The organism is Pseudomonas sp. B34(2017) (assembly GCF_002112915.1).
Taxonomy (GTDB): Bacteria; Pseudomonadota; Gammaproteobacteria; order Pseudomonadales; family Pseudomonadaceae; genus Aquipseudomonas; species Aquipseudomonas pharyngis.
The window spans coordinates 522,218-541,983 of sequence record NZ_NEJA01000006.1; the positions used below are offsets into that span (position 1 = coordinate 522,218).

Consider the following 19,766-nt stretch of genomic DNA (forward strand, 5'->3'; position numbering starts at 1 on the left):
CTGCTAAATTCGGCTCAAGTCGCTCAACAACAATAATGAGTCTGCGAGGCCTTCCGTGATCCAGTTTTTACTTAACCAGGAACTCCGTAGCGAGCACGCCCTGGACCCGAACCTGACTGTGCTCAACTACCTGCGCGAACACGTGGGTAAATCCGGCACCAAAGAAGGCTGCGCCAGCGGTGACTGCGGCGCCTGTACGGTGGTGGTCGGCGAGTTGCAGACGGATGACGATGGCCGCGAACACATTCGCTATCGCAGCCTCAACTCGTGCCTGACATTCGTGTCGTCGCTGCACGGCAAACAATTGATCAGCGTCGAAGACCTCAAGCACAAGGGCGAACTGCACAGCGTGCAGAAAGCCATGGTCGAGTGCCACGGTTCGCAGTGCGGTTTCTGCACCCCCGGTTTCGTGATGTCGCTGTTCGCCCTGCAAAAGAACAGCGATGCACCGGATCAGGCCAAGGCCCACGAAGCGCTGGCCGGCAATCTCTGCCGTTGCACCGGCTACCGGCCGATCCTGGCCGCTGCCGAGCAATCCTGCTGCGCCAAGCAACCGGATCAGTTCGACGCCCGTGAAGCGGAAACCATCGCCCGCCTCAAAGCCATTGCCCCGACGTCGATCGGCGAACTCAACAGCGGCGACAAACGCTGCCTGGTGCCGCTGACCGTGGCCGATCTGGCCGATCTCTACGACGCTTATCCACAGGCCCGCCTGCTGGCTGGCGGCACCGATCTGGCGCTGGAAGTCACTCAGTTCCACCGCACGTTGCCGGTGATGATCTACGTCGGCAACGTCGCCGAAATGAAACGCATCGAGCACTTCGAGGATCGCATCGAAATCGGCGCCGCCACCGCCCTCTCCGACTGCTACGAAGCGTTGAACGCCGAGTACCCGGACTTCGGCGAGCTGCTGCACCGCTTCGCCTCCCTGCAGATCCGCAACCAGGGCACTTTGGGCGGCAACATCGGCAACGCCTCGCCGATCGGTGACTCGCCGCCCCTGCTGATCGCCCTCGGCGCGCAGATCGTGCTGTGCAAGGGCGAGACCCGCCGCACGCTTGCCCTCGAGGATTACTTCATCGATTACCGGGTCACCGCGCGGCAGGAAAGCGAATTCATCGAGAAAATCATCGTCCCACGTGCCACGGCCGAGCAGCGCTTCCGCGCTTACAAAGTCTCCAAGCGTCTGGACGATGACATTTCTGCCGTCTGCGCCGCCTTCAATCTGCGGGTCGAGAACGGCGTGATCACCGACGCCCGCGTCGCCTTCGGCGGCATGGCCGCGATCCCGAAACGCGCCGCTCACTGTGAAGCCGTGCTGCTCGGCCAGCCGTTCAACAACGCAGTGGTCGAACGCGCCTGCACCGCGCTGGGCGAGGATTTCACCCCGCTCTCGGACTTCCGCGCCAGCAAGGAATATCGCCTGCTCAGCGCGCAGAACCTGCTGCGCAAATACTTCATCGAACTGCAAACACCGCACATCGAGACTCGGGTGACCGCTTATGTCTAACCATCACGGCGTAGAGAAAACGCAAGCTGAACTGGCTGAACTGTTCGCCAAAGACCTGACCACCGGCGTCGGCCGCAGCGTCAAGCACGACAGCGCCGCCAAACATGTGTCCGGTGAAGCGCAGTACATCGATGACCGCCTGGAATTCCCCAATCAATTACACGTTTACGCGCGGCTGTCGGATCGCGCCCACGCGAAAATCATCAGCATCGACACCCAGCCCTGCTACGCCTTTGAAGGCGTGCGCATCGCCATCACCCATGAAGACGTGCCGGGCCTGAAAGACATCGGCCCGCTGCTGCCGGGTGATCCGCTGCTGGCCATCGATGACGTGCAGTTCGTCGGTCAGCCGGTGCTGGCCGTGGCCGCCAAGGATCTGGAAACCGCACGCAAGGCCGCCATGGCCGCAATCATCGAATACGAAGATCTGGAGCCGGTGCTGGACGTGGTCGAAGCCCTGCGCAAACGCCACTTCGTGCTCGACAGCCATACCCATCAACGCGGCGATTCAGTCAATGCGTTGGCCACGGCTGAACACCGGATTCAAGGCACGCTGCACATCGGCGGTCAGGAACACTTCTATCTGGAGACCCAGATCTCCTCGGTGATGCCGACCGAAGACGGCGGCATGATCGTCTACTGCTCGACCCAGAACCCCACCGAAGTGCAGAAGCTGGTGGCTGAAGTCCTCGACGTGTCCATGAACAAGATCGTGGTCGACATGCGTCGCATGGGCGGTGGTTTCGGCGGCAAGGAAACCCAGGCCGCGAGCCCGGCCTGCCTGTGCGCAGTGATCGCGCACCTCACTGGCCAGCCGACCAAGATGCGCCTGCCACGGGTCGAAGACATGCTGATGACCGGCAAGCGTCACCCGTTCTACGTCGAGTACGACGTCGGCTTCGACAGCACCGGGCGCCTGCACGGCATAGCGATGGATCTGGCCGGTAACTGCGGCTGCTCGCCTGACCTGTCGGCCTCGATCGTTGACCGGGCGATGTTCCACTCGGACAACTCGTATTACCTGGGCGATGCGACCATCAACGGTCACCGCTGCAAGACCAACACCGCGTCGAACACCGCGTACCGTGGTTTCGGCGGCCCGCAAGGGATGGTCGCGATCGAGGAAGTGATGGACGCCATCGCCCGTCATCTGAACCTCGATCCGCTGGCCGTGCGCAAGGCCAACTACTACGGCAAGACCGAGCGCAACGTCACTCACTACTACCAGACCGTCGAGCACAACATGCTCGAAGAGATGACCGCCGAACTGGAAGAAAGCAGCCAGTACGCCGAGCGCCGCGAAGCGATCCGTCGCTACAACGCCAACAGCCCGATCCTGAAAAAAGGCCTGGCGCTGACCCCGGTGAAGTTCGGCATTTCCTTCACTGCCAGCTTCCTCAATCAGGCCGGTGCGCTGGTGCACGTCTACACCGACGGCAGCATCCACCTGAACCACGGCGGCACGGAAATGGGCCAGGGTCTGAACACCAAAGTCGCGCAAGTCGTGGCCGAAGTGTTCCAGGTGGAAATGGACCGCGTGCAGATTACCGCGACCAACACCGACAAAGTGCCGAACACCTCGCCGACCGCGGCCTCCAGTGGCGCCGACCTGAACGGCAAAGCGGCGCAGAACGCTGCCGAGACAATCAAGCGGCGTCTGGTCGAATTCGCCGCGCGGCACTACAAGGTCAGCGAAGAAGACGTGGAATTCCACAACGGCCACGTACGGGTGCGTGACCACATCCTGACCTTCGAAGCGCTGATCCAGCTGGCGTATTTCAATCAGGTGTCGCTGTCGAGCACCGGGTTCTACAAGACCCCGAAAATCTACTACGACCGCAGCCAGGCCCGTGGCCGGCCGTTCTACTACTTCGCCTTCGGCGCGGCGTGCTGCGAAGTGATCGTCGACACCCTGACCGGCGAGTACAAGATGCTCCGTACCGACATCCTCCACGACGTCGGCGCCTCGCTGAACCCGGCCATCGACATCGGCCAGGTCGAGGGTGGTTTCGTTCAGGGCATGGGCTGGCTGACCATGGAAGAACTGGTGTGGAACAACAAGGGCAAGCTGATGACCAACGGCCCGGCCAGTTACAAGATCCCGGCCGTGGCGGACATGCCGCTGGACCTGCGGGTGAAGCTGGTGGAAAACCGCAAGAACCCGGAAGACACGGTGTTCCACTCCAAGGCTGTGGGTGAACCGCCGTTCATGCTCGGCATCGCCGCGTGGTGTGCGATCAAGGATGCGGTGGCCAGCCTTGGCGATTACAAACATCAGCCGAAGATCGACGCGCCGGCGACCCCGGAGCGGGTGTTGTGGGGCTGCGAGCAGATGCGCCAGCTCAAGGCGGTGAAAGCCGTCGAAGCTGAAACCGAGGTTGTTTGATGATCGTTCCCACGCTCTGCGTGGGAATGCAGCCCGCGACGCTCTGCGTCGCATCCTGAACAGCGGACGCGGAGCGTCCAGTGATGCATTCCCACGCGACGGTTCGACGCCTCGACGTGGGAACGATCTGAGAGGTGAGATATGTACAACTGGATCGACGCCCTCGCCGACCTGCAGAACCAGGGCGAACCCTGCGTTCTGGTGACGATCATCGAAGAACTCGGCTCGACGCCGCGCAATGCCGGCTCGAAGATGGTCGTCAGCGCCCGCCAGACTTTCGATACTATCGGTGGCGGGCACCTGGAATACAAAGCCATGCAGATCGCCCGCGAGATGCTCGCCAGCGGCAGGCAGGACACCCATCTTGAGCGCTTCAGCCTCGGCGCCAGCCTTGGCCAGTGCTGCGGCGGCGCCACGGTGCTGTTGTTCGAACCGATGGGCCAGGTGCAGGCACAGATCGCCGTGTTCGGCGCCGGTCATGTCGGCCGCGCGCTGGTGCCGCTGATCGCCAGCCTGCCCTGCCGGGTGCGCTGGATCGATTCCCGGGAAGAGGAATTTCCCGAGCAGATTCCCCACGGCGTGCGCAAAATCGTCGCCGAGGAGCCTGTGGATGAAATCGATGATCTGCCCGCCGGCAGCTACTGCATCGTCATGACCCACAACCATCAACTGGATCTGGAACTCACCGCCGCGATCCTCAAGCGCAACGACTTCACCTGGTTCGGCCTGATCGGCTCGAAGACCAAACGGGCCAAGTTCGAACACCGCCTGCGTGATCGTGGTTTCGACGCCAGCGTCGTGCAACGCATGCGCTGCCCGATGGGCATCGGCGAAGTCAAAGGCAAGTTGCCTGTGGAAATCGCCATCTCCATCGCCGGCGAAATCATCGCCACCTATAACGCCAATTTCGGCCAGCACACCGCCAGCGCCGAACCGATTGCCAAACTGCTGCCGGTTTCGCGCCGCAGTCAGGCCGCCACACTCAAAGCCTCAAACTGATTAGAGAACCCTCATGCCTCTGACTCGCAAAGCCTACCGCGCCGCCATCCTGCACAGCATCGCCGACCCCGCCGAGGTCGGCATCGAAGCCTCCTACGAGTATTTCGAGGACGGCCTGCTGGTGGTCGATGGCGGCAAGATCAGCGCCCTTGGCCACGCCAGCGAACTGCTGCCGAGCCTGCCGGCGGACATCGAGATCACCCATCACAAGGATGCGCTGATCACCCCGGGCTTCATCGACACCCACATCCACCTGCCGCAGACCGGCATGGTCGGCGCCTATGGCGAGCAACTGCTGGACTGGCTGAACACCTACACCTTCCCTTGCGAAAGCCAGTTCGCCGACAAGGCCCACGCCGATGAAGTGGCGGATATTTTCATCAAGGAACTGTTGCGCAACGGCACCACCACCGCGCTGGTGTTCGGCAGCGTGCACCCGCAATCGGTGAACTCGTTCTTCGAAGCGGCCGAGAAGCTGGACCTGCGGATGATCGCCGGCAAGGTGATGATGGACCGCAACGCGCCGGACTACCTGACCGACACCCCGGAATCGAGCTACGTTGACAGCAAGGCGCTGATCGAGCGCTGGCACGGCAAGGGTCGTCTGCACTATGCAGTCACCCCGCGTTTCGCGCCGACCAGCACCCCGGAACAGCTGACCCTCGCCGGCCAGTTGCTCAGCGAATACCCGGATCTGTACATGCAGACCCACATCAGCGAAAACCTCAAGGAAGTCGAGTGGGTCAAGGAGCTGTTCCCGGAGCGCAAGGGCTATCTGGACGTCTACGACCACTATCAATTGCTCGGCGAGCGTTCGGTGTTCGCCCATGGCGTGCACCTGTGCGATGACGAATGCGCGCGCCTGGCGCAGACCGGTTCGGCAGTCGCGTTCTGCCCGACCTCGAACTTCTTCCTCGGCAGCGGCCTGTTCAACCTGCCGATGGCCGAGAAGCACAAACTGAACGTCGGCCTCGGGACTGACGTCGGCGGCGGCACCAGTTTCTCGCTGCTGCAAACCCTGAACGAAGCCTACAAGGTGATGCAGCTGCAAGGTGCGCGCCTGAGCCCGTTCAAGTCGCTGTACCTCGCCACCCTCGGCGGCGCGCGGGCACTTCGTCTGGAAGACAGGATCGGCAACCTGCAACCGGGCTCCGACGCCGACTTCCTGGTGCTGGACTACAACGCTACGCCGCTGCTGAGCTACCGCTTGAAGCAGGCCAACAACATTGCCGAGACGCTGTTTGTGCTGATGACCCTGGGCGATGACCGCACTGTGGCTCAGACTTATGCAGCAGGTGCGCTGGTACACCAGCGCTAACTGATTGCTCGATCTTTCCCACGCTCTGCGTGGGAACGATCAGACGGACAAAAAAAATCCCCCGGTACTTTGCAGTCCGGGGGATTTTTATTGCCTGTCGATTCGCCTCAGAGCTTGACCGCCGGCCGCCCCGGCTTCTTGGTCTGCAACAGGTGCGAGAACACTGCATGCAGATCGTCCGAAGCGCTTTCCTCGTCGAGGTTGAGCTTGCTGTCGATGTGATCCATGTGATGCATCATCAGGTCCACCGCCAGCTCGCCGTTGCGCGCTTCGATGGCGTCAATCAACTGGGTGTGCTCGTCGTAGGAACAGTGCGAGCGGTTGCCGCTTTCATACTGGGCAATGATCAGCGACGTCTGCGAAACCAGACTGCGCTGGAAGCTGATCAGCGGCGCGTTCTTCGCTGCCTCGGCCAGTTTCAGGTGGAATTCGCCGGAGAGACGGATGCCGGCGCCGCGATCGCCGCGAGAGAAGCTGTCGCGTTCGTCGTTGACCATCTGGCGCAGTTCGGCAATCTGCTCGGCGGTGGCGTGTTGCACCGCCAGCTCGGTGATCGCGCGTTCCACCAGACGTCGGGCGAGGAACACCTGACGCGCCTCTTCAACGCTCGGGCTGGCGACGACTGCGCCACGGTTCGGCCGCAACAGCACCACGCCTTCATGGGCCAGACGCGAGAGCGCGCGGCGAATGATGGTGCGGCTGACCCCGAAAATTTCCCCCAGCGCTTCTTCGCTCAACTTGGTGCCGGGCGCCAGGCGCTGTTCGAGGATGGCCTCGAAGATATGCGCATAGACAATATCGTCCTGGGTTCCGCTGCGGCCGGCTTTGCCTGCTCGCGGTTGTTTCTTGAGGGGTTGCAACTGTTCGTTCATGGGCACTCGAGTCGGGAAGAACGGCGGCGAATTGACCGTGACTGTAATACGGCACAGTGGGTCGCTGGCAAGTATCGCGTAAAAAACAGCGCGATTGTACACAATGGAAGGTGGCAACACGACTGTACGGCTGTTTGCGACTTCGGCTGTATTGCAACGCTCCGTTACGTTTGAGTTTAGGCTTAAACCCGAAATCCGTGGCTTGAACAAGGAACGCCGCTGTCATGAACGAAATTACCTATACCCGACTGCGCCCGCTGGCGGACACATCGCCCTCCGCCATCGTCGCCGGGTTCATTGCGATGATGACCGGCTACACCAGTTCGCTGGTGCTGATGTTCCAGGCCGGGCAGGCGGCGGGCCTGACCAGCGGGCAGATTTCCTCGTGGATCTGGGCAATTTCCATCGGCATGGCGGTGTGTTCGATCGGCCTGTCGTTGCGCTATCGCACGCCGATCACGATTGCGTGGTCAACGCCCGGCGCGGCGCTGTTGATCACCAGCCTCGGCGGCGTGACGTATGGCGAAGCGATTGGCGCCTACATTACCTGCGCCGTGCTGGTGACGATCTGCGGCCTGACCGGCAGCTTCGAACGGCTGGTGAAAAAGATCCCGGCCTCCCTCGCCGCCGCGCTGCTGGCGGGGATCCTGTTCAAGATCGGCAGTGAAATCTTCGTCGCCGCACAGCACCGCACCGGTCTGGTGCTGGGGATGTTCTTCACGTATCTCATCGTCAAACGCCTGTCGCCGCGTTATGCGGTGCTCGCCGCGCTGCTGATCGGCACCGCGCTGTCGGGCTTCATGGGTTTGCTGGACTTCAGCGGCTTTCATCTGGAAGTGGCGACACCGGTCTGGACCACGCCGCACTTTTCCCTGGCCGCGACCATCAGCATCGGCATTCCGCTGTTTGTCGTAGCGATGACTTCGCAGAACATGCCCGGCATCGCCGTGCTGCGCGCCGATGGCTACAACGTCCCGGCCTCGCCGCTGATCACCGCCACCGGCATCGCGTCCTTGCTGCTGGCGCCGTTCGGTTCCCACGGCATCAACCTGGCGGCCATCAGCGCGGCGATCTGCACCGGGCCCCATGCCCATGAGGATCGCAACAAACGCTACACCGCAGCGGTGTGGTGCGGGATTTTCTACGGGATTGCCGGGGTGTTCGGCGCCACGCTGGCGGCGCTGTTCGCCGCGCTGCCCAAGGAACTTGTGCTGTCGATTGCTGCGCTGGCGCTGTTCGGTTCGATCATCAACGGCTTGAGCATCGCCATGACCGAGGTGAAGGAACGGGAAGCGGCGCTGATCACGTTCATGGTCACGGCGTCGGGGCTGACGTTGTTTTCCATCGGTTCGGCGTTCTGGGGGATTGTCGCGGGGGTGTTGACCTTGCTGATCCTCAACTGGCGCAAGGCTTGAGGCCTGAATAAAAAGCAGGCATAAAAAAACGGCGACCCTCGGGTCGCCGTTTTTTCAGTATCACTTGGCCGCGTTGATCGGCTTTTCCGGATACCAGACGTCCAGCAGCGGGCTGATTTCAGTGCTGGTCAGCTCGGAGCGGGTTTTCAGCCAGGCTTCAACAGCAGCGCGCTGCTCTTCGGTGACCGAGCCGCGCTTCTGCAGGCAAACCAGACCGAAGTCGTCGCCGCCGACATAGCCCAGACCGTTGGCTTCCATGGCTTCTTTGATGAATGCTTCGAGGAAAGCGTCAATGGCTTCTTCGGACAGGTCTTCTTTGAAGCCCAGGTTCAGTTCGAAACCCAGCTCTTGAAATTCATCGACGCACAGTTTTTTGCGCAGACGCTGGGAACGGTTAGTCGCCATTGGAACAATCCTCTTAAGTAATAACGGCCGGCACTTTACCAGTTTAAGCCGGCGATTGCCCGACTCTCTGGAACGTGCGTGCGACCGCCTGTAAAAAAATAACGAATTGGCGCCCTTGCGAAAGGCACAAGCTGTAACAGCTTGGGGCATAATGCCGACACTTTCATGACCACTGAGGGCCTTTTCATCCATGTCCTCGTCTTTTTTCCCCTCGGCTGTAGGGTTTTATTTCATATGATCAAATCGTTGCGTCCTCTGCTCCTGGCCGGTCTTCTTCTGCCGCTGGCCTTGCCCGTCTCCGCTGCCACCATCAACACCGCCCTGACCCCCAACGTCGAAAAAGCCCTCAAGGCCAGCAAGCTGCAGCCCACTGCCCTGTCGCTGGTGATGGTGCCACTGGACGGTCCGGGCACGCCGACCGTGTACAACGCCGACGTGTCGGTCAACCCTGCCTCGACCATGAAGCTGGTCACCACTTACGCGGCGCTGGAAATGCTCGGCCCCAACCATCAGTGGAAAACCGAGTTTTACACCGACGGCGACCTGAACGGCGGGATCCTCAACGGCAACCTCTACCTCAAGGGTGGTGGCGATCCGAAGCTGAACATGGAAAAACTCTGGCTGCTGATGCGCGACCTGCGTGCCAACGGCGTAACCCAGGTCACCGGTGATCTGGTACTGGACCGCAGCTTCTTCGTGCAGCCGCAACTGCCGGAATTCAACGATGACGGCAACGACGAGAACAAGCCGTTCCTGGTCAAGCCGGATTCGCTGCTGGTCAACCTCAAGGCCCTGCGCTTCGTGGCCCGCAACGACAATGGCCGGGTCTTGATCTCGGTCGAACCGCCGATCGCCAGCATCAACATCGAAAACACCGTCAAAGCGCTCAACTCCAAACAATGCACCGGCGGCGTGCGCTACAACCCGGTGCCGCAGGCCGATGGCAGCGTGACCGTGACCGTGGCCGGCCAGTTGGGTGAAGGCTGCAGCTCGCAGACTTATCTGTCGCTGCTCGACCACGCGACCTACACCGCCGGCGCCGTGCGGGCGATCTGGAAGGAACTGGGCGGAAGCATCCAGGGCAAGGATCGTCTGGCCCCGACGCCGAGCAGCGCCAAAGTGCTGGCCCGCGCGTTCTCGCCGGATCTGGCGGAAATCATCCGCGACATCAACAAGTACAGTAACAACACCATGGCTCAGCAACTGTTCCTGAGCCTGGGCCAGAAATTCCGCAACGACGCCGACGGCGATGACGCCAAAGCCGCGCAACGCGTGGTGCGTCAGTGGCTGGCGAAGAAAGGCATCACCGCGCCGCATCTGGTGATGGAGAACGGTTCCGGTCTGTCGCGTTCCGAGCGGGTCAGCGCCCGGGAAATGGCCAACATGCTGCAAGCGGCCTGGCACAGCCCATATGCTGCCGAGTACATCAGTTCACTGCCGATCGCGGGCACTGACGGCACCATGCGCAAACGCCTGAAGACCACCGCGATGCGCGGCGAAGCCCACGTCAAGACCGGCACCCTGAACACCGTACGGGCAATCGCCGGCTTCAGCCGCGACGTCAACGGCAACACTTGGGCGGTGGTGGCGATCCTCAACGACAAGGCCCCGTTCGGCGCGTCGTCGGTGCTGGATCAGGTGCTGCTGGATCTCTATAAACAGCCGCGGACGCCGCAGACTGCTTCGGTTCTGTAATCCCCGTAAATGATTGTTCCCACGTCGAGGCGTCGAACCGTCCGCGTGGGAATACAGCCCGTGACGCTCTGCGTCACTGGACGCGGAGCGTCCCCGGGGAGGCATTCCCACGCAGAGCGTGGGAACGATCAGGTGGCAGAGGGGCTCAGTTCATCTGCCGCTCGACCCGATCCCGTCCGCCCTGCTTCGCCGCATACACCCCGGAATCCGCCCGCAACAACAGCGCATCCGCGCCCTCCCCCGGTCGCCAGCTGGCAATCCCGAAACTGGCCGTCACCACCCCCACCACGTCGATCGGCGCACTGCGCAGGCTGTGCCATAACTCCTCGGCCAGCATGTGGGCGTGATCGCCGTCGATGTCCGGGCACAGCACCATGAACTCTTCGCCGCCCAACCGGCAGAACACGTCGGTACGCCGCAGCCGGTGACCTATGCGTTCGCAGACCGCCTGCAACACACGGTCGCCCACCGCATGACCGTACTGATCGTTGATCCGTTTGAAGTGGTCGATGTCGAGCATGATCACTGACAACTCGCCACCGCCACGCTCGACCCGCGCCATCTCGGTGGTCAGGCGCTCCTGGAAATAGCGCCGGTTGTGAATGCCGGTCAGGGAATCGGTCACCGACAGCGCGCGCAATTCTTCTTCCACCCGTTTCAGGTCGGAGATGTCGGAAATGTAACCGTGCCACAGCACGCCGCCGCCCGGCAGCTCCTCCGGGGTCGCCTCGCCGCGAACCCAGCGCAGGCCGCGCCCGGGTAATTGCACGCGGTATTCCTCGCGCCACGGGCTGAGATTGTCCGCCGAAGCGCGGATCGACTTGCGCACGCGGCTGACGTCCTGCGGGTGGATGCGGGTGAAGATCGCTTCGGCGTTGAGCAGCAGCACATCCGGCTCGAGCTCGTAGATTTCGCGGATACCGTCGCTGGCGTAGATCACGCTGAAGCGTCCGTCGAACTCCATTTTGAATTGATAGATCCCGCCGGGAACATGGGCGCTGAGCTTCTTCAACAGCACATCCCGCGCGGCCAGCGCTTCGTGCACGCGCTTGCGTTCGGTGATGTCGATGCAGATCGCCAGGTGCCCGACCCACAGCCCCTGCTCGTCCAGCACCGGCGTGGCCAGCATGTTCACTGGAATGTGGCTGCCGTCCTTGCGCACCAGCGTCCACTCGCGCGCCTCGTGCCCGCCGACTTCGCCACCCTCCACCAGCATCGCCTGGCAGGTCGGAATGGTCTTGCCATAGCGGGCGCTGAGCTCCGCCGCGCGGGCCACCAGTTCCCGGGGAAAGTGCAGGTTTTCCAGGGTCATGTGGCCGACCACTTCGTTGCTGAGATAACCGAGCATCTGCTCGGCGCCGGGGTTGAACGTGTTGATCACACCGCGCAGGTCGGTGGCGATGATTGCCACTTGGGTGGCCGCGTTGAGCACTCCGCGCAACTGGCCGTGGGTGCCGCGCAGTTCCTGTTCGCGTTCATGCAGCTCCTGAGTACGCAACTCGACCATGCGCAACGCGCGCTGGCGCTGACTGACCAGCACATAAAGCAGCGCACTCAACAGCAGACTGAGCAACCCGCCCAGCACCACCACGCTGCCCACTGCCGAATGGTTGGCCTGCATGAACGCTTCGCTGGGCAGGATATCCACCTGATAGTCGTGATCAGCCATGCGCACCAATCGCGTAGCCGACAGATCGCTCGGCACCGGTTCATTGGTCGACTCGAACAACACTTCATGCTGATCGTTGGTGGACAGATCGAGGATGCGTACCGACAGATAGTCATGAAGTGCATCCGGCAAGCCGTCTGCCAGCAGCTGTCGCATGCTGATGACAGCCATCACATAGCCATATGATCTGGATTCCCCTTCGCGCAGCAGCGGTGCCACCAACAATACGCCGCGTGCGTAAGCCGGCTCGATACCGACCAGATGCATGGGCTGCGACACCGCCAGACCGCGTAGCTGGTCGGCGCGTTCAAGGGTCGAGCGGCGCAATGGCTGGGCCAGCAAGTCGTAACCCAGCGGCGCGCCAAGCCGGCTCTGGGTCTGGCTGTACAACACCACTACGTATTCATCGCGGGCCGAGGCCAGTTGCAGTTCGCCGCGAGCATTCAGTTCGCGCACGCTGAAGGTGCTCAGGCCTTCATCTCGCGTCCGCTGTTCGAAAGCTGCACGCTCGGCGCCGCTTACCCGCAGGGCAAACGAGTAGGCCTGGGTACGCAGTAATAAAGGTTGGGTGTAGCCGTCGAATTCGGCGCGGGACACCGATTCGGAGTTGGCGAAGAACCGGCGCAAGCCATCGAGGCGTTGCTCCTGATCCTGAAAACGTTCTTCGATGCGGCTGTAGCGCTCGTTGGCCAGTAGCTGAAAGCGCTGGCGCAACTGGCTATGAAATTGATTGAGGGTGCCCCAGGCGAGCAGCCCCGTGAGAATCCCGCCGGCGAGCAATACCAGCACCGCGACCAGCCAGGCCGAGACTTCTTCGCTGATAAAACCCAATATCTTCGGGCGCACGGGGTGCAACGACATAAAAGCCACTCACTACGTCAGCATCTGCGGGAAAAACCCCATCGGCCGTGTGTGAGTTATAGCTATTAGCCACTAATTTGGCTAGTTCTGAACGGATCCAAGAGCCTTTAAAAATCAAGGCTCTGTGGATCCAATGTTGCAGAGTGTCAACGAGCCGTGATTTTCCAGGCGCGGTGGATCTTGCCGTTACGGGCGAAATCCGGGTCGATGGTGCTGGCGGTGATTTCCTCGACCGCGTAACGCTCGGCCAGGGTGTCTTCGAGCTGGAACTTGCGGAAGTTGTTGGAGAAATACAACACCCCGCCGCTGGCCAGACGCGCCATGGCCAGGTCGATCAACTGCACCTGATCTCGCTGCACGTCGAAGATGCCTTCCATGCGCTTGGAGTTGGAGAAGGTCGGCGGATCAATGAAGATCAGGTCGTACTCTTCGCGGCAGTTCTCAAGCCACGCCATCACATCGCCCTGCTCCAGACGGTTCTTGTCGGAGAAACCGTTGAGCGACAGGTTGCGGCGCGCCCAGTCGAGGTAGGTTTTCGACAGGTCGACGCTGGTGGTGCTGCGCGCGCCACCCTTGGCAGCGTGCACACTGGCGGTCGCGGTGTAGCAGAACAGGTTGAGGAAGCGCTTGCCGGCCGCCTCTTTCTGGATCCGCATGCGCATCGGCCGGTGGTCGAGGAACAGCCCGGTATCGAGGTAATCGGTGAGGTTGACCAGCAACTTCACGCCGCCTTCGGTCACTTCATTGAACTTGCCTTGGGCAGCCTGACGCTCGTACTGCTTGGTGCCGCTCTGACGCTCGCGGCGCTTGACCACCACGCGGCTCTTGTCGATGTTCAGCGCCTGCGGGATGGCCGCCAGCGCGTCGAACATGCGGATCGAGGCTTTTTCCGGGTCAATAGACTTCGGCGCGGCATATTCCTGAACGTGTACCCAGTCGTGGTACAGGTCGATGGCCATGGCGTATTCCGGCATGTCCGCATCGTAGACGCGGTAGCAGTCGATGCCTTCGCGCTTGACCCACTTGCTCATGGCCTTGAGGTTCTTCTGCAGGCGGTTGGCAAACATCTGCCCGCCTTCGCTCAGGCGCGGTTGCTCGATCACTGGCGCCGGGGCCGGCGTCGGTTTGATCGGGTTACCGTTCTTGTTGAACTTGCGCTCTTGCGGCTCGTTCGGCGTCTGGTCGTAAGCGGCTTGTTCACGCTCGGCCTGACGCTGTTCCGGAGTGCGACGCTCGCCGGTGACGAACTGATCCGGCAGGACTTTGATCAACAGCAGCTTGCACGGCAGCGCGCCGTTCCAGAACGAATACTGTTTATGGCTGCGGATGCCCATGCGCTTGCCCAGGTCCGGCGCGCCGGTGAACACCGCCGCTTCCCAGTTCAGGCAGGCCTGACGCAGACGCTCGCCGAGGTTCTGGTAGAGGTACAACAGACTGGCTTCATCACCCAGACGCTCGCCGTACGGCGGGTTGCAGATGACCAGACCTTTCTGGTTCTGGTCCGGACGCGGCTCGAACGTCGCGACTTCGCCCTGATAGATCTTGATCCACTCGCTCAGGCCGGCGCGTTCGACGTTGTTGCGGCCCGGCTGGATCAGCCGTGGGTCGGCTTCATAACCGCGAATCCACAGCGGCGGCTTGGCCAGACCGGCAGCAGCACGCTCGACGGCTTCTTCATGCAGTTTTTTCCACAACGCCGGCACGTGACCGAGCCAGGCGGTGAAGCCCCACTGTTCGCGACGCAGGTTCGGCGCCATGTCGGCGGCGATCATGCCGGCTTCGACCAGGAACGTGCCGACACCGCACATCGGGTCAGCCAGCGCGCCACCTTCGGCGGCAATGCGCGGCCAGCCGGAACGGATCAGGATCGCTGCCGCCAGGTTTTCCTTCAGCGGCGCAGCGCCCTGCTGCAAGCGGTAACCGCGCTGGTGCAGGCTGTGGCCGGACAGGTCGAGGGACAGAATCGCTTCGCCACGATCCAGGCGCAGGTGAATGCGCAGGTCCGGGTTGAGCTTGTCGATGCTTGGACGGTCGCCCTGCGGGGTGCGCAGTTTGTCGACGATGGCGTCCTTGACCTTCAGGGCGCCGAAGTGAGTGTTGTCGATGCCCGAACCATGACCGCTGAATTCCACCGCCAGGGTGCCGTCGGCCAGCATGTGGTCCTGCCAGTCGACGTCGAGTACGCCGTGATACAGGTCTTCGGCGTTTTTCATCGGGAAGCGCTTGAGCACCAGCAGCACCCGGTTGGCCAGACGCGACCAGAGGCACAGGCGATAAGCGGTTTCCATGGTCGCCATGCCACGCACGGCGGAGGTGTGTTCGCGGGCCTCTTCAAGGCCAAGCCCGACGGCTTCCTCGATGAGCAGGCCTTCAAGGCCTTTGGGGCAGGTGAGGAAGAGTTCGAAACGGTCGGACATGGTTTTTCCAGAGCCTTTGGCTGATGAACCGGCAACGCATTGCCGATCCGGTTTTCAATCAGGCGCTTTTCTACAAGAGCGCCCGCGTGGCACGAAGGTGTGCCGTTCCATCCCCGCTGCTCGGGTTAAAAGAGCTTAGATGCCGGGACAGATAAAAAAGTTGAAGCAACAAAATGACTCAAAGCAACCCTTCGTCGAATAGTACCCCAGCGCAAACGTGGGTCATTCTCACTAAAGGATTAACCTCATCATCCAGCGCGGGGCCGATCATACCGGGGTTTGGCCAACAAACATTGGATAAATACGCGGTTACTTATGGCCATAGCATCTTTTTCGTTACGTCCTTATGACAAAACGGTCATTCCATCGATGTGACTCATTGGTTAGAACTGGACACAGGTTGACGTCGCAACGGCGTCAACACCTTGGCTCGCCACGCCGGCAGCGAGCCGCCAACGGCAGAGTTTTTCTGCCAGACCTCAATTGAGGTCGACGCGACAAAAACAGTCAACAAGTGAGGGAAACACCCTATGAGAAGACTTAAGCGTGATCCGTTGGAAAGAGCATTTTTGCGCGGATATCAATATGGCGTTGGTGGCAAATCCCGTGAGCTTTGCCCATTTACTCTACCGTCGGTACGTCAAGCCTGGATCAACGGCTGGCGAGAAGGACGCGGCGACAACTGGGACGGTATGACCGGCACTGCGGGAATCCACAGACTCAACGAACTTCACGCCGTCGGCTGACACAGGGCACTTATTGCGACACGACAATCTGATTTCGTAACAACCTGATCACCATGCACGTCCTTCCCGGACGGCGGGCTACGGCCCAGGGGCTCCTTCGAGGAGCCCTTTTTTATGCCTGCCTTTTTATGCCGGCCAATCAGCGCTTGGCGGCGATCGCGTCCACGGATTCGCGGATCAGCGCCGGGCCCTTATAGATGAAGCCGGAGTAGATCTGCACCAGGCTCGCGCCAGCCGCGATCTTCTCGGCCGCATGCTTGCCTTCGGTGATGCCGCCAGCCGCAATGATCGGCAGCTTGCCGCCCAGCTCGGACGCCAGCACTTTCACGGTATGGGTGCTCTTCTCGCGAACCGGCGCGCCGGACAGACCGCCCGCCTCGTCACCGTGTTCCATGCCTTCGACGCCCACGCGGCTGAGGGTGGTGTTGGTGGCAATCACCGCGTCCATCCCGGTTTCGATCAATGCCTGGGCGACTTGCGCGGTTTCTTCGTCGGTCATGTCCGGCGCGATCTTGATCGCCAGCGGTACATGTTTGCCGTGGCGCAGGGCCAGTTCGGCGCGGCGCGTGGCCAGATCCGCCAGCAATTGCTTGAGCGAGTCGCCGAATTGCAGGCTGCGCAGGCCCGGGGTGTTCGGCGAACTGACGTTGACCGTGACGTAGCTGGCGTGGGCGTAGACCTTGTCCAGGCAGATCAGGTAGTCATCCACCGCACGCTCGACCGGGGTGTCGAAGTTCTTGCCGATGTTGATCCCCAGCACGCCTTTGTATTTGGCCGCCGTCACCCGCGCCAGCAGGTTGTCCACACCGAGGTTGTTGAACCCCATGCGGTTGATGATCGCCTCGGCTTCCGGCAGGCGGAAAATCCGTGGTTTCGGGTTGCCCGGCTGCGGACGCGGGGTCACGGTGCCGATTTCGACAAACCCGAAACCCAGCTGGGCGAAGCCGTCGATGGCCGCGCCGTTCTTGTCCAGACCGGCCGCCAGACCCACAGGGTTCGGGAACGTCAGGCCCATGACACTCACCGGCAGCGACGCCGGCGCCTTGCACAGCAAGCCGTTGAGGCCCAAACGCCCGCCCGCGCCGATCAGATCCAGCGACAGATCGTGGGAGGTTTCCGGGGAAAGTTTGAACAACAGCTGACGGGCCAGGGTGTACATGGGCGGCTATGACTCGGGCGGCGAAAAGAGGCGGCGATTATAGCCGGGCATCCCCCCGCCGCGCGAGGCGCACGGTTAAATCGGTGCGCATGGCATATGCCTTGCACCCTCCTCGGCATCAGCCCGCAGGCCAATGGTGGCGCGCAGGCAAAGACAATGGCGTCGTCTCTCGGTTTTGCGCGGGCAAAGCCTGGGACGACGTTTTTTTTGAGGGTAGCTTTCATGACTCAAACCTCCGCCGGGCCGCTGGCCTGGGTCAACGGCAGCGATGCCCCGGAAAAAAGCGCGATCAACCTGGGTTTCATGGCCCTGAGCGACTGCGCCTCGCTGGTGGTCGCCGCCACTCAGGGCTTTGCCCAGCCTTACGGCCTGACCCTGAACCTCAAGCGCCAGAGTTCCTGGGCCAACCTGCGGGACAATCTGGTCAGCGGCGAACTCGATGCCGCCCACAGCCTTTACGGCCTGATCTACGCGGTGCATCTGGGCATCGGCGGCGTCGCGTCAACCGACATGGCGGTGTTGATGGGTCTGAACCAGAACGGCCAGAGCCTCAACCTGTCCCACGGTTTGCAGGGCCTGGGCGTGACCGGTCCTGAAGCGCTGCACCATCATGTGCACCAAACCCGCGCAAAACTGACCTTCGCCCAGACCTTCCCGACCGGCACCCATGCCATGTGGCTTTATTACTGGCTGGCGAGCCAGGGCATTCATCCGTTGCAGGATGTCGACAGCGTGGTGGTGCCGCCGCCGCAAATGGTCGCGCACTTGCAGGCCGGACGCATCGATGGTCTCTGCGTTGGCGAGCCGTGGGCGGCCAGCGCCGTGCAGCAGAATCTAGGCTTCACCCTGGCCACCAGCCAGACCATCTGGCCCGATCACCCGGAAAAAGTCCTCGGCTGCACCCGCGCCTTCGTCGAGCAATACCCCAACACCGCGCGCGCGCTGGTGATGGCGATCCTCGAGGCCAGCCGTTTCATCGAAGAGAGCCCGGAAAACCGCCGCAGCACCGCGCAACTTCTCAGCGCCGCCGAGTACCTCGACGCCCCGGCCTCCTGCATCGAACCGCGCTTTCTCGGCGACTACGACGATGGCCTCGGCAATCGCTGGCAAGACCCGCACGCCCTGCGCTTTCACGGCGATGGCGCGGTGAACCTGCCGTACCTGTCGGACGGCATGTGGTTCATGACTCAGTTCCGCCGTTGGGGTTTGCTGCGCGATGACCCGGACTACCTCGCCGTCGCCCGGCAGGTGCAGCAACTGGAGATCTATCGCGACGCGGCGACTGCTGTGGGCGTCGCAGCCTGGGGCAAGGACATGCGCAGCAGCCAGTTGATCGACGGCAAAATCTGGGACGGCAGCGACCCGGCCGCCTACGCCCGGAGCTTCAAGCTCCACGCGCTGAGCGACAGCGCGCCACTTCTTGCCCGCCGCTGACAGGAGACCGCGAACATGCTGCGCATTCTGCTGATCAATGACACCGCGAAAAAAGTCGGGCGCCTGAAAGCCGCGTTGACCGAGGCCGGTTTCGAAGTGATCGACGAGTCGGGCCTGACCATCGACCTGCCGGCGCGCGTCGAAACGGTGCGTCCGGACGTGATCCTGATCGATACCGAGTCACCGAGCCGCGATGTGATGGAACAAGTGGTGCTGGTCAGCCGCGACCAGCCACGGCCGATCGTGATGTTCACCGACGAGCATGACCCCGGCGTGATGCGTCAGGCGATCAAGTCCGGGGTCAGTGCCTACATCGTCGAAGGCATTCACGCACAACGCCTGCAGCCGATTCTCGACGTGGCCATGGCCCGCTTCGAAAGCGATCAGGCCTTGCGCGCCCAGCTACAGGCCCGCGACCAGCAACTGGCCGAGCGCAAGCGCATCGAACTGGCCAAGGGCCTGTTGATGAAAATGAAGGACTGCAACGAAGAAGAGGCCTACACCCTGATGCGCCGCCAGGCCATGAGCCGCCAGCAGAAACTCATTCAGGTGGCGGAGCAGATCATTGCCATGAGCGAGTTGCTTGGCTGAAAAGCCCCTCACCCTAACCCTCCCGAAACGTCGGACCGCCCGGAGGGAGAGGGAACTGATCGGGGAATATTCGAGAGATACGCTGACGTGAATGATCGGCTTTGAATCCATAATCGACTGGCTTTTTCAGGTCGATGTATGACGCAAGACACTGCGGTCGGTCCCTCTCCCTCCGGGAGAGGGTTAGGGTGGGTAAAGACCGGGTACATCCTTTACGTTTGAGACCGGGGACATGGTTTACAGGTATCAATCATGGTCAGGAGGTGCTGACCATGCCCTGGAATCAAGA

General features: G+C 61.8%; 14 protein-coding genes. 9 read left to right on the plus strand and 5 right to left on the minus strand.

Features of this window, described 5'->3' with window-relative positions; genetic code table 11:
- Positions 1-55: 55 nt before the first annotated feature.
- The 4 genes from xdhA (at position 56) to guaD (ending at position 6,213) form a co-directional block, all read left to right on the plus strand.
- On the plus strand, positions 56-1,510 hold the full coding sequence (xdhA, locus tag CAF80_RS21625) for a xanthine dehydrogenase small subunit (protein ID WP_085649042.1): 1,455 nt from the start codon (positions 56-58) through the stop codon (positions 1,508-1,510).
- Positions 1,503-3,896, plus strand: coding sequence for a xanthine dehydrogenase molybdopterin binding subunit (xdhB, locus tag CAF80_RS21630; RefSeq protein ID WP_085667909.1), 2,394 nt, complete (start codon positions 1,503-1,505; stop codon positions 3,894-3,896). Before xdhA ends, xdhB begins: the two co-directional genes overlap by 8 nt.
- Before the next feature lie 141 nt (positions 3,897-4,037).
- Entirely contained in the window at positions 4,038-4,895 is an 858-nt protein-coding gene (gene xdhC, locus CAF80_RS21635; RefSeq protein ID WP_085667910.1) for a xanthine dehydrogenase accessory protein XdhC, read from the plus strand.
- Between the two features lie 13 nt (positions 4,896-4,908).
- Entirely contained in the window at positions 4,909-6,213 is a 1,305-nt protein-coding gene (gene guaD / locus CAF80_RS21640) for a guanine deaminase (RefSeq protein ID WP_039770015.1), read from the plus strand.
- A 107-nt stretch (positions 6,214-6,320) separates the two neighbouring features.
- On the opposite strand, the gene CAF80_RS21645 is transcribed toward guaD, so the two are convergent.
- Complete coding sequence (locus tag CAF80_RS21645) at positions 6,321-7,085, minus strand: GntR family transcriptional regulator (RefSeq protein WP_007952027.1); 765 nt, start codon at positions 7,083-7,085, stop codon at positions 6,321-6,323.
- Between the two features lie 224 nt (positions 7,086-7,309).
- Here CAF80_RS21645 and CAF80_RS21650 point away from each other — a divergent pair, with 224 nt between their 5' ends.
- Complete coding sequence (locus CAF80_RS21650) at positions 7,310-8,500, plus strand: benzoate/H(+) symporter BenE family transporter (protein WP_085667911.1); 1,191 nt, start codon at positions 7,310-7,312, stop codon at positions 8,498-8,500.
- 60 nt (positions 8,501-8,560) lie between these two features.
- Here CAF80_RS21650 and CAF80_RS21655 read toward each other — a convergent pair whose 3' ends face one another.
- A complete protein-coding gene (locus CAF80_RS21655; protein ID WP_039770011.1) occupies positions 8,561-8,905 on the minus strand; it encodes a YggL family protein in 345 nt (114 codons plus the stop codon).
- A gap of 234 nt (positions 8,906-9,139) precedes the next feature.
- Between CAF80_RS21655 and dacB the strand changes: the two genes are divergently transcribed.
- Positions 9,140-10,600, plus strand: coding sequence for a D-alanyl-D-alanine carboxypeptidase/D-alanyl-D-alanine-endopeptidase (dacB, locus tag CAF80_RS21660; RefSeq protein ID WP_039770010.1), 1,461 nt, complete (start codon positions 9,140-9,142; stop codon positions 10,598-10,600).
- Positions 10,601-10,745: 145 nt separating this feature from the next.
- Here the strand turns inward: dacB and CAF80_RS21665 are convergent, their stop codons facing one another.
- Positions 10,746-13,130 (minus strand): diguanylate cyclase, encoded by a 2,385-nt coding sequence (locus CAF80_RS21665; protein WP_074687627.1) that lies wholly within the window; start codon positions 13,128-13,130, stop codon positions 10,746-10,748.
- Between the two features lie 146 nt (positions 13,131-13,276).
- Positions 13,277-15,547, minus strand: a complete 2,271-nt coding sequence (rlmKL, locus tag CAF80_RS21670; RefSeq protein ID WP_039770007.1) for a bifunctional 23S rRNA (guanine(2069)-N(7))-methyltransferase RlmK/23S rRNA (guanine(2445)-N(2))-methyltransferase RlmL — start codon at positions 15,545-15,547, stop codon at positions 13,277-13,279.
- A gap of 530 nt (positions 15,548-16,077) precedes the next feature.
- Between rlmKL and rmf the strand changes: the two genes are divergently transcribed.
- The gene (rmf, locus tag CAF80_RS21680) at positions 16,078-16,293 is read left to right on the plus strand and encodes a ribosome modulation factor (protein WP_003223300.1); all 216 of its coding nucleotides are present in this window, start codon (positions 16,078-16,080) and stop codon (positions 16,291-16,293) included.
- 139 nt (positions 16,294-16,432) lie between these two features.
- Here the strand turns inward: rmf and CAF80_RS21685 are convergent, their stop codons facing one another.
- Complete coding sequence (locus tag CAF80_RS21685; RefSeq protein WP_085667912.1) at positions 16,433-17,452, minus strand: quinone-dependent dihydroorotate dehydrogenase; 1,020 nt, start codon at positions 17,450-17,452, stop codon at positions 16,433-16,435.
- A 222-nt stretch (positions 17,453-17,674) separates the two neighbouring features.
- On the opposite strand from CAF80_RS21685, the gene CAF80_RS21690 reads away from it, so the two are divergent.
- Together CAF80_RS21690 and CAF80_RS21695 are read left to right on the plus strand one after the other, a co-directional pair.
- On the plus strand, positions 17,675-18,886 hold the full coding sequence (locus CAF80_RS21690; RefSeq protein ID WP_085667913.1) for a CmpA/NrtA family ABC transporter substrate-binding protein: 1,212 nt from the start codon (positions 17,675-17,677) through the stop codon (positions 18,884-18,886).
- Positions 18,887-18,901: 15 nt separating this feature from the next.
- Positions 18,902-19,477 carry an ANTAR domain-containing response regulator gene (locus CAF80_RS21695; protein ID WP_007916390.1) on the plus strand — a complete coding sequence of 192 codons (576 nt, stop codon included), beginning with the start codon at positions 18,902-18,904 and terminating at the stop codon, positions 19,475-19,477.
- Positions 19,478-19,766 lie beyond the last annotated feature (289 nt).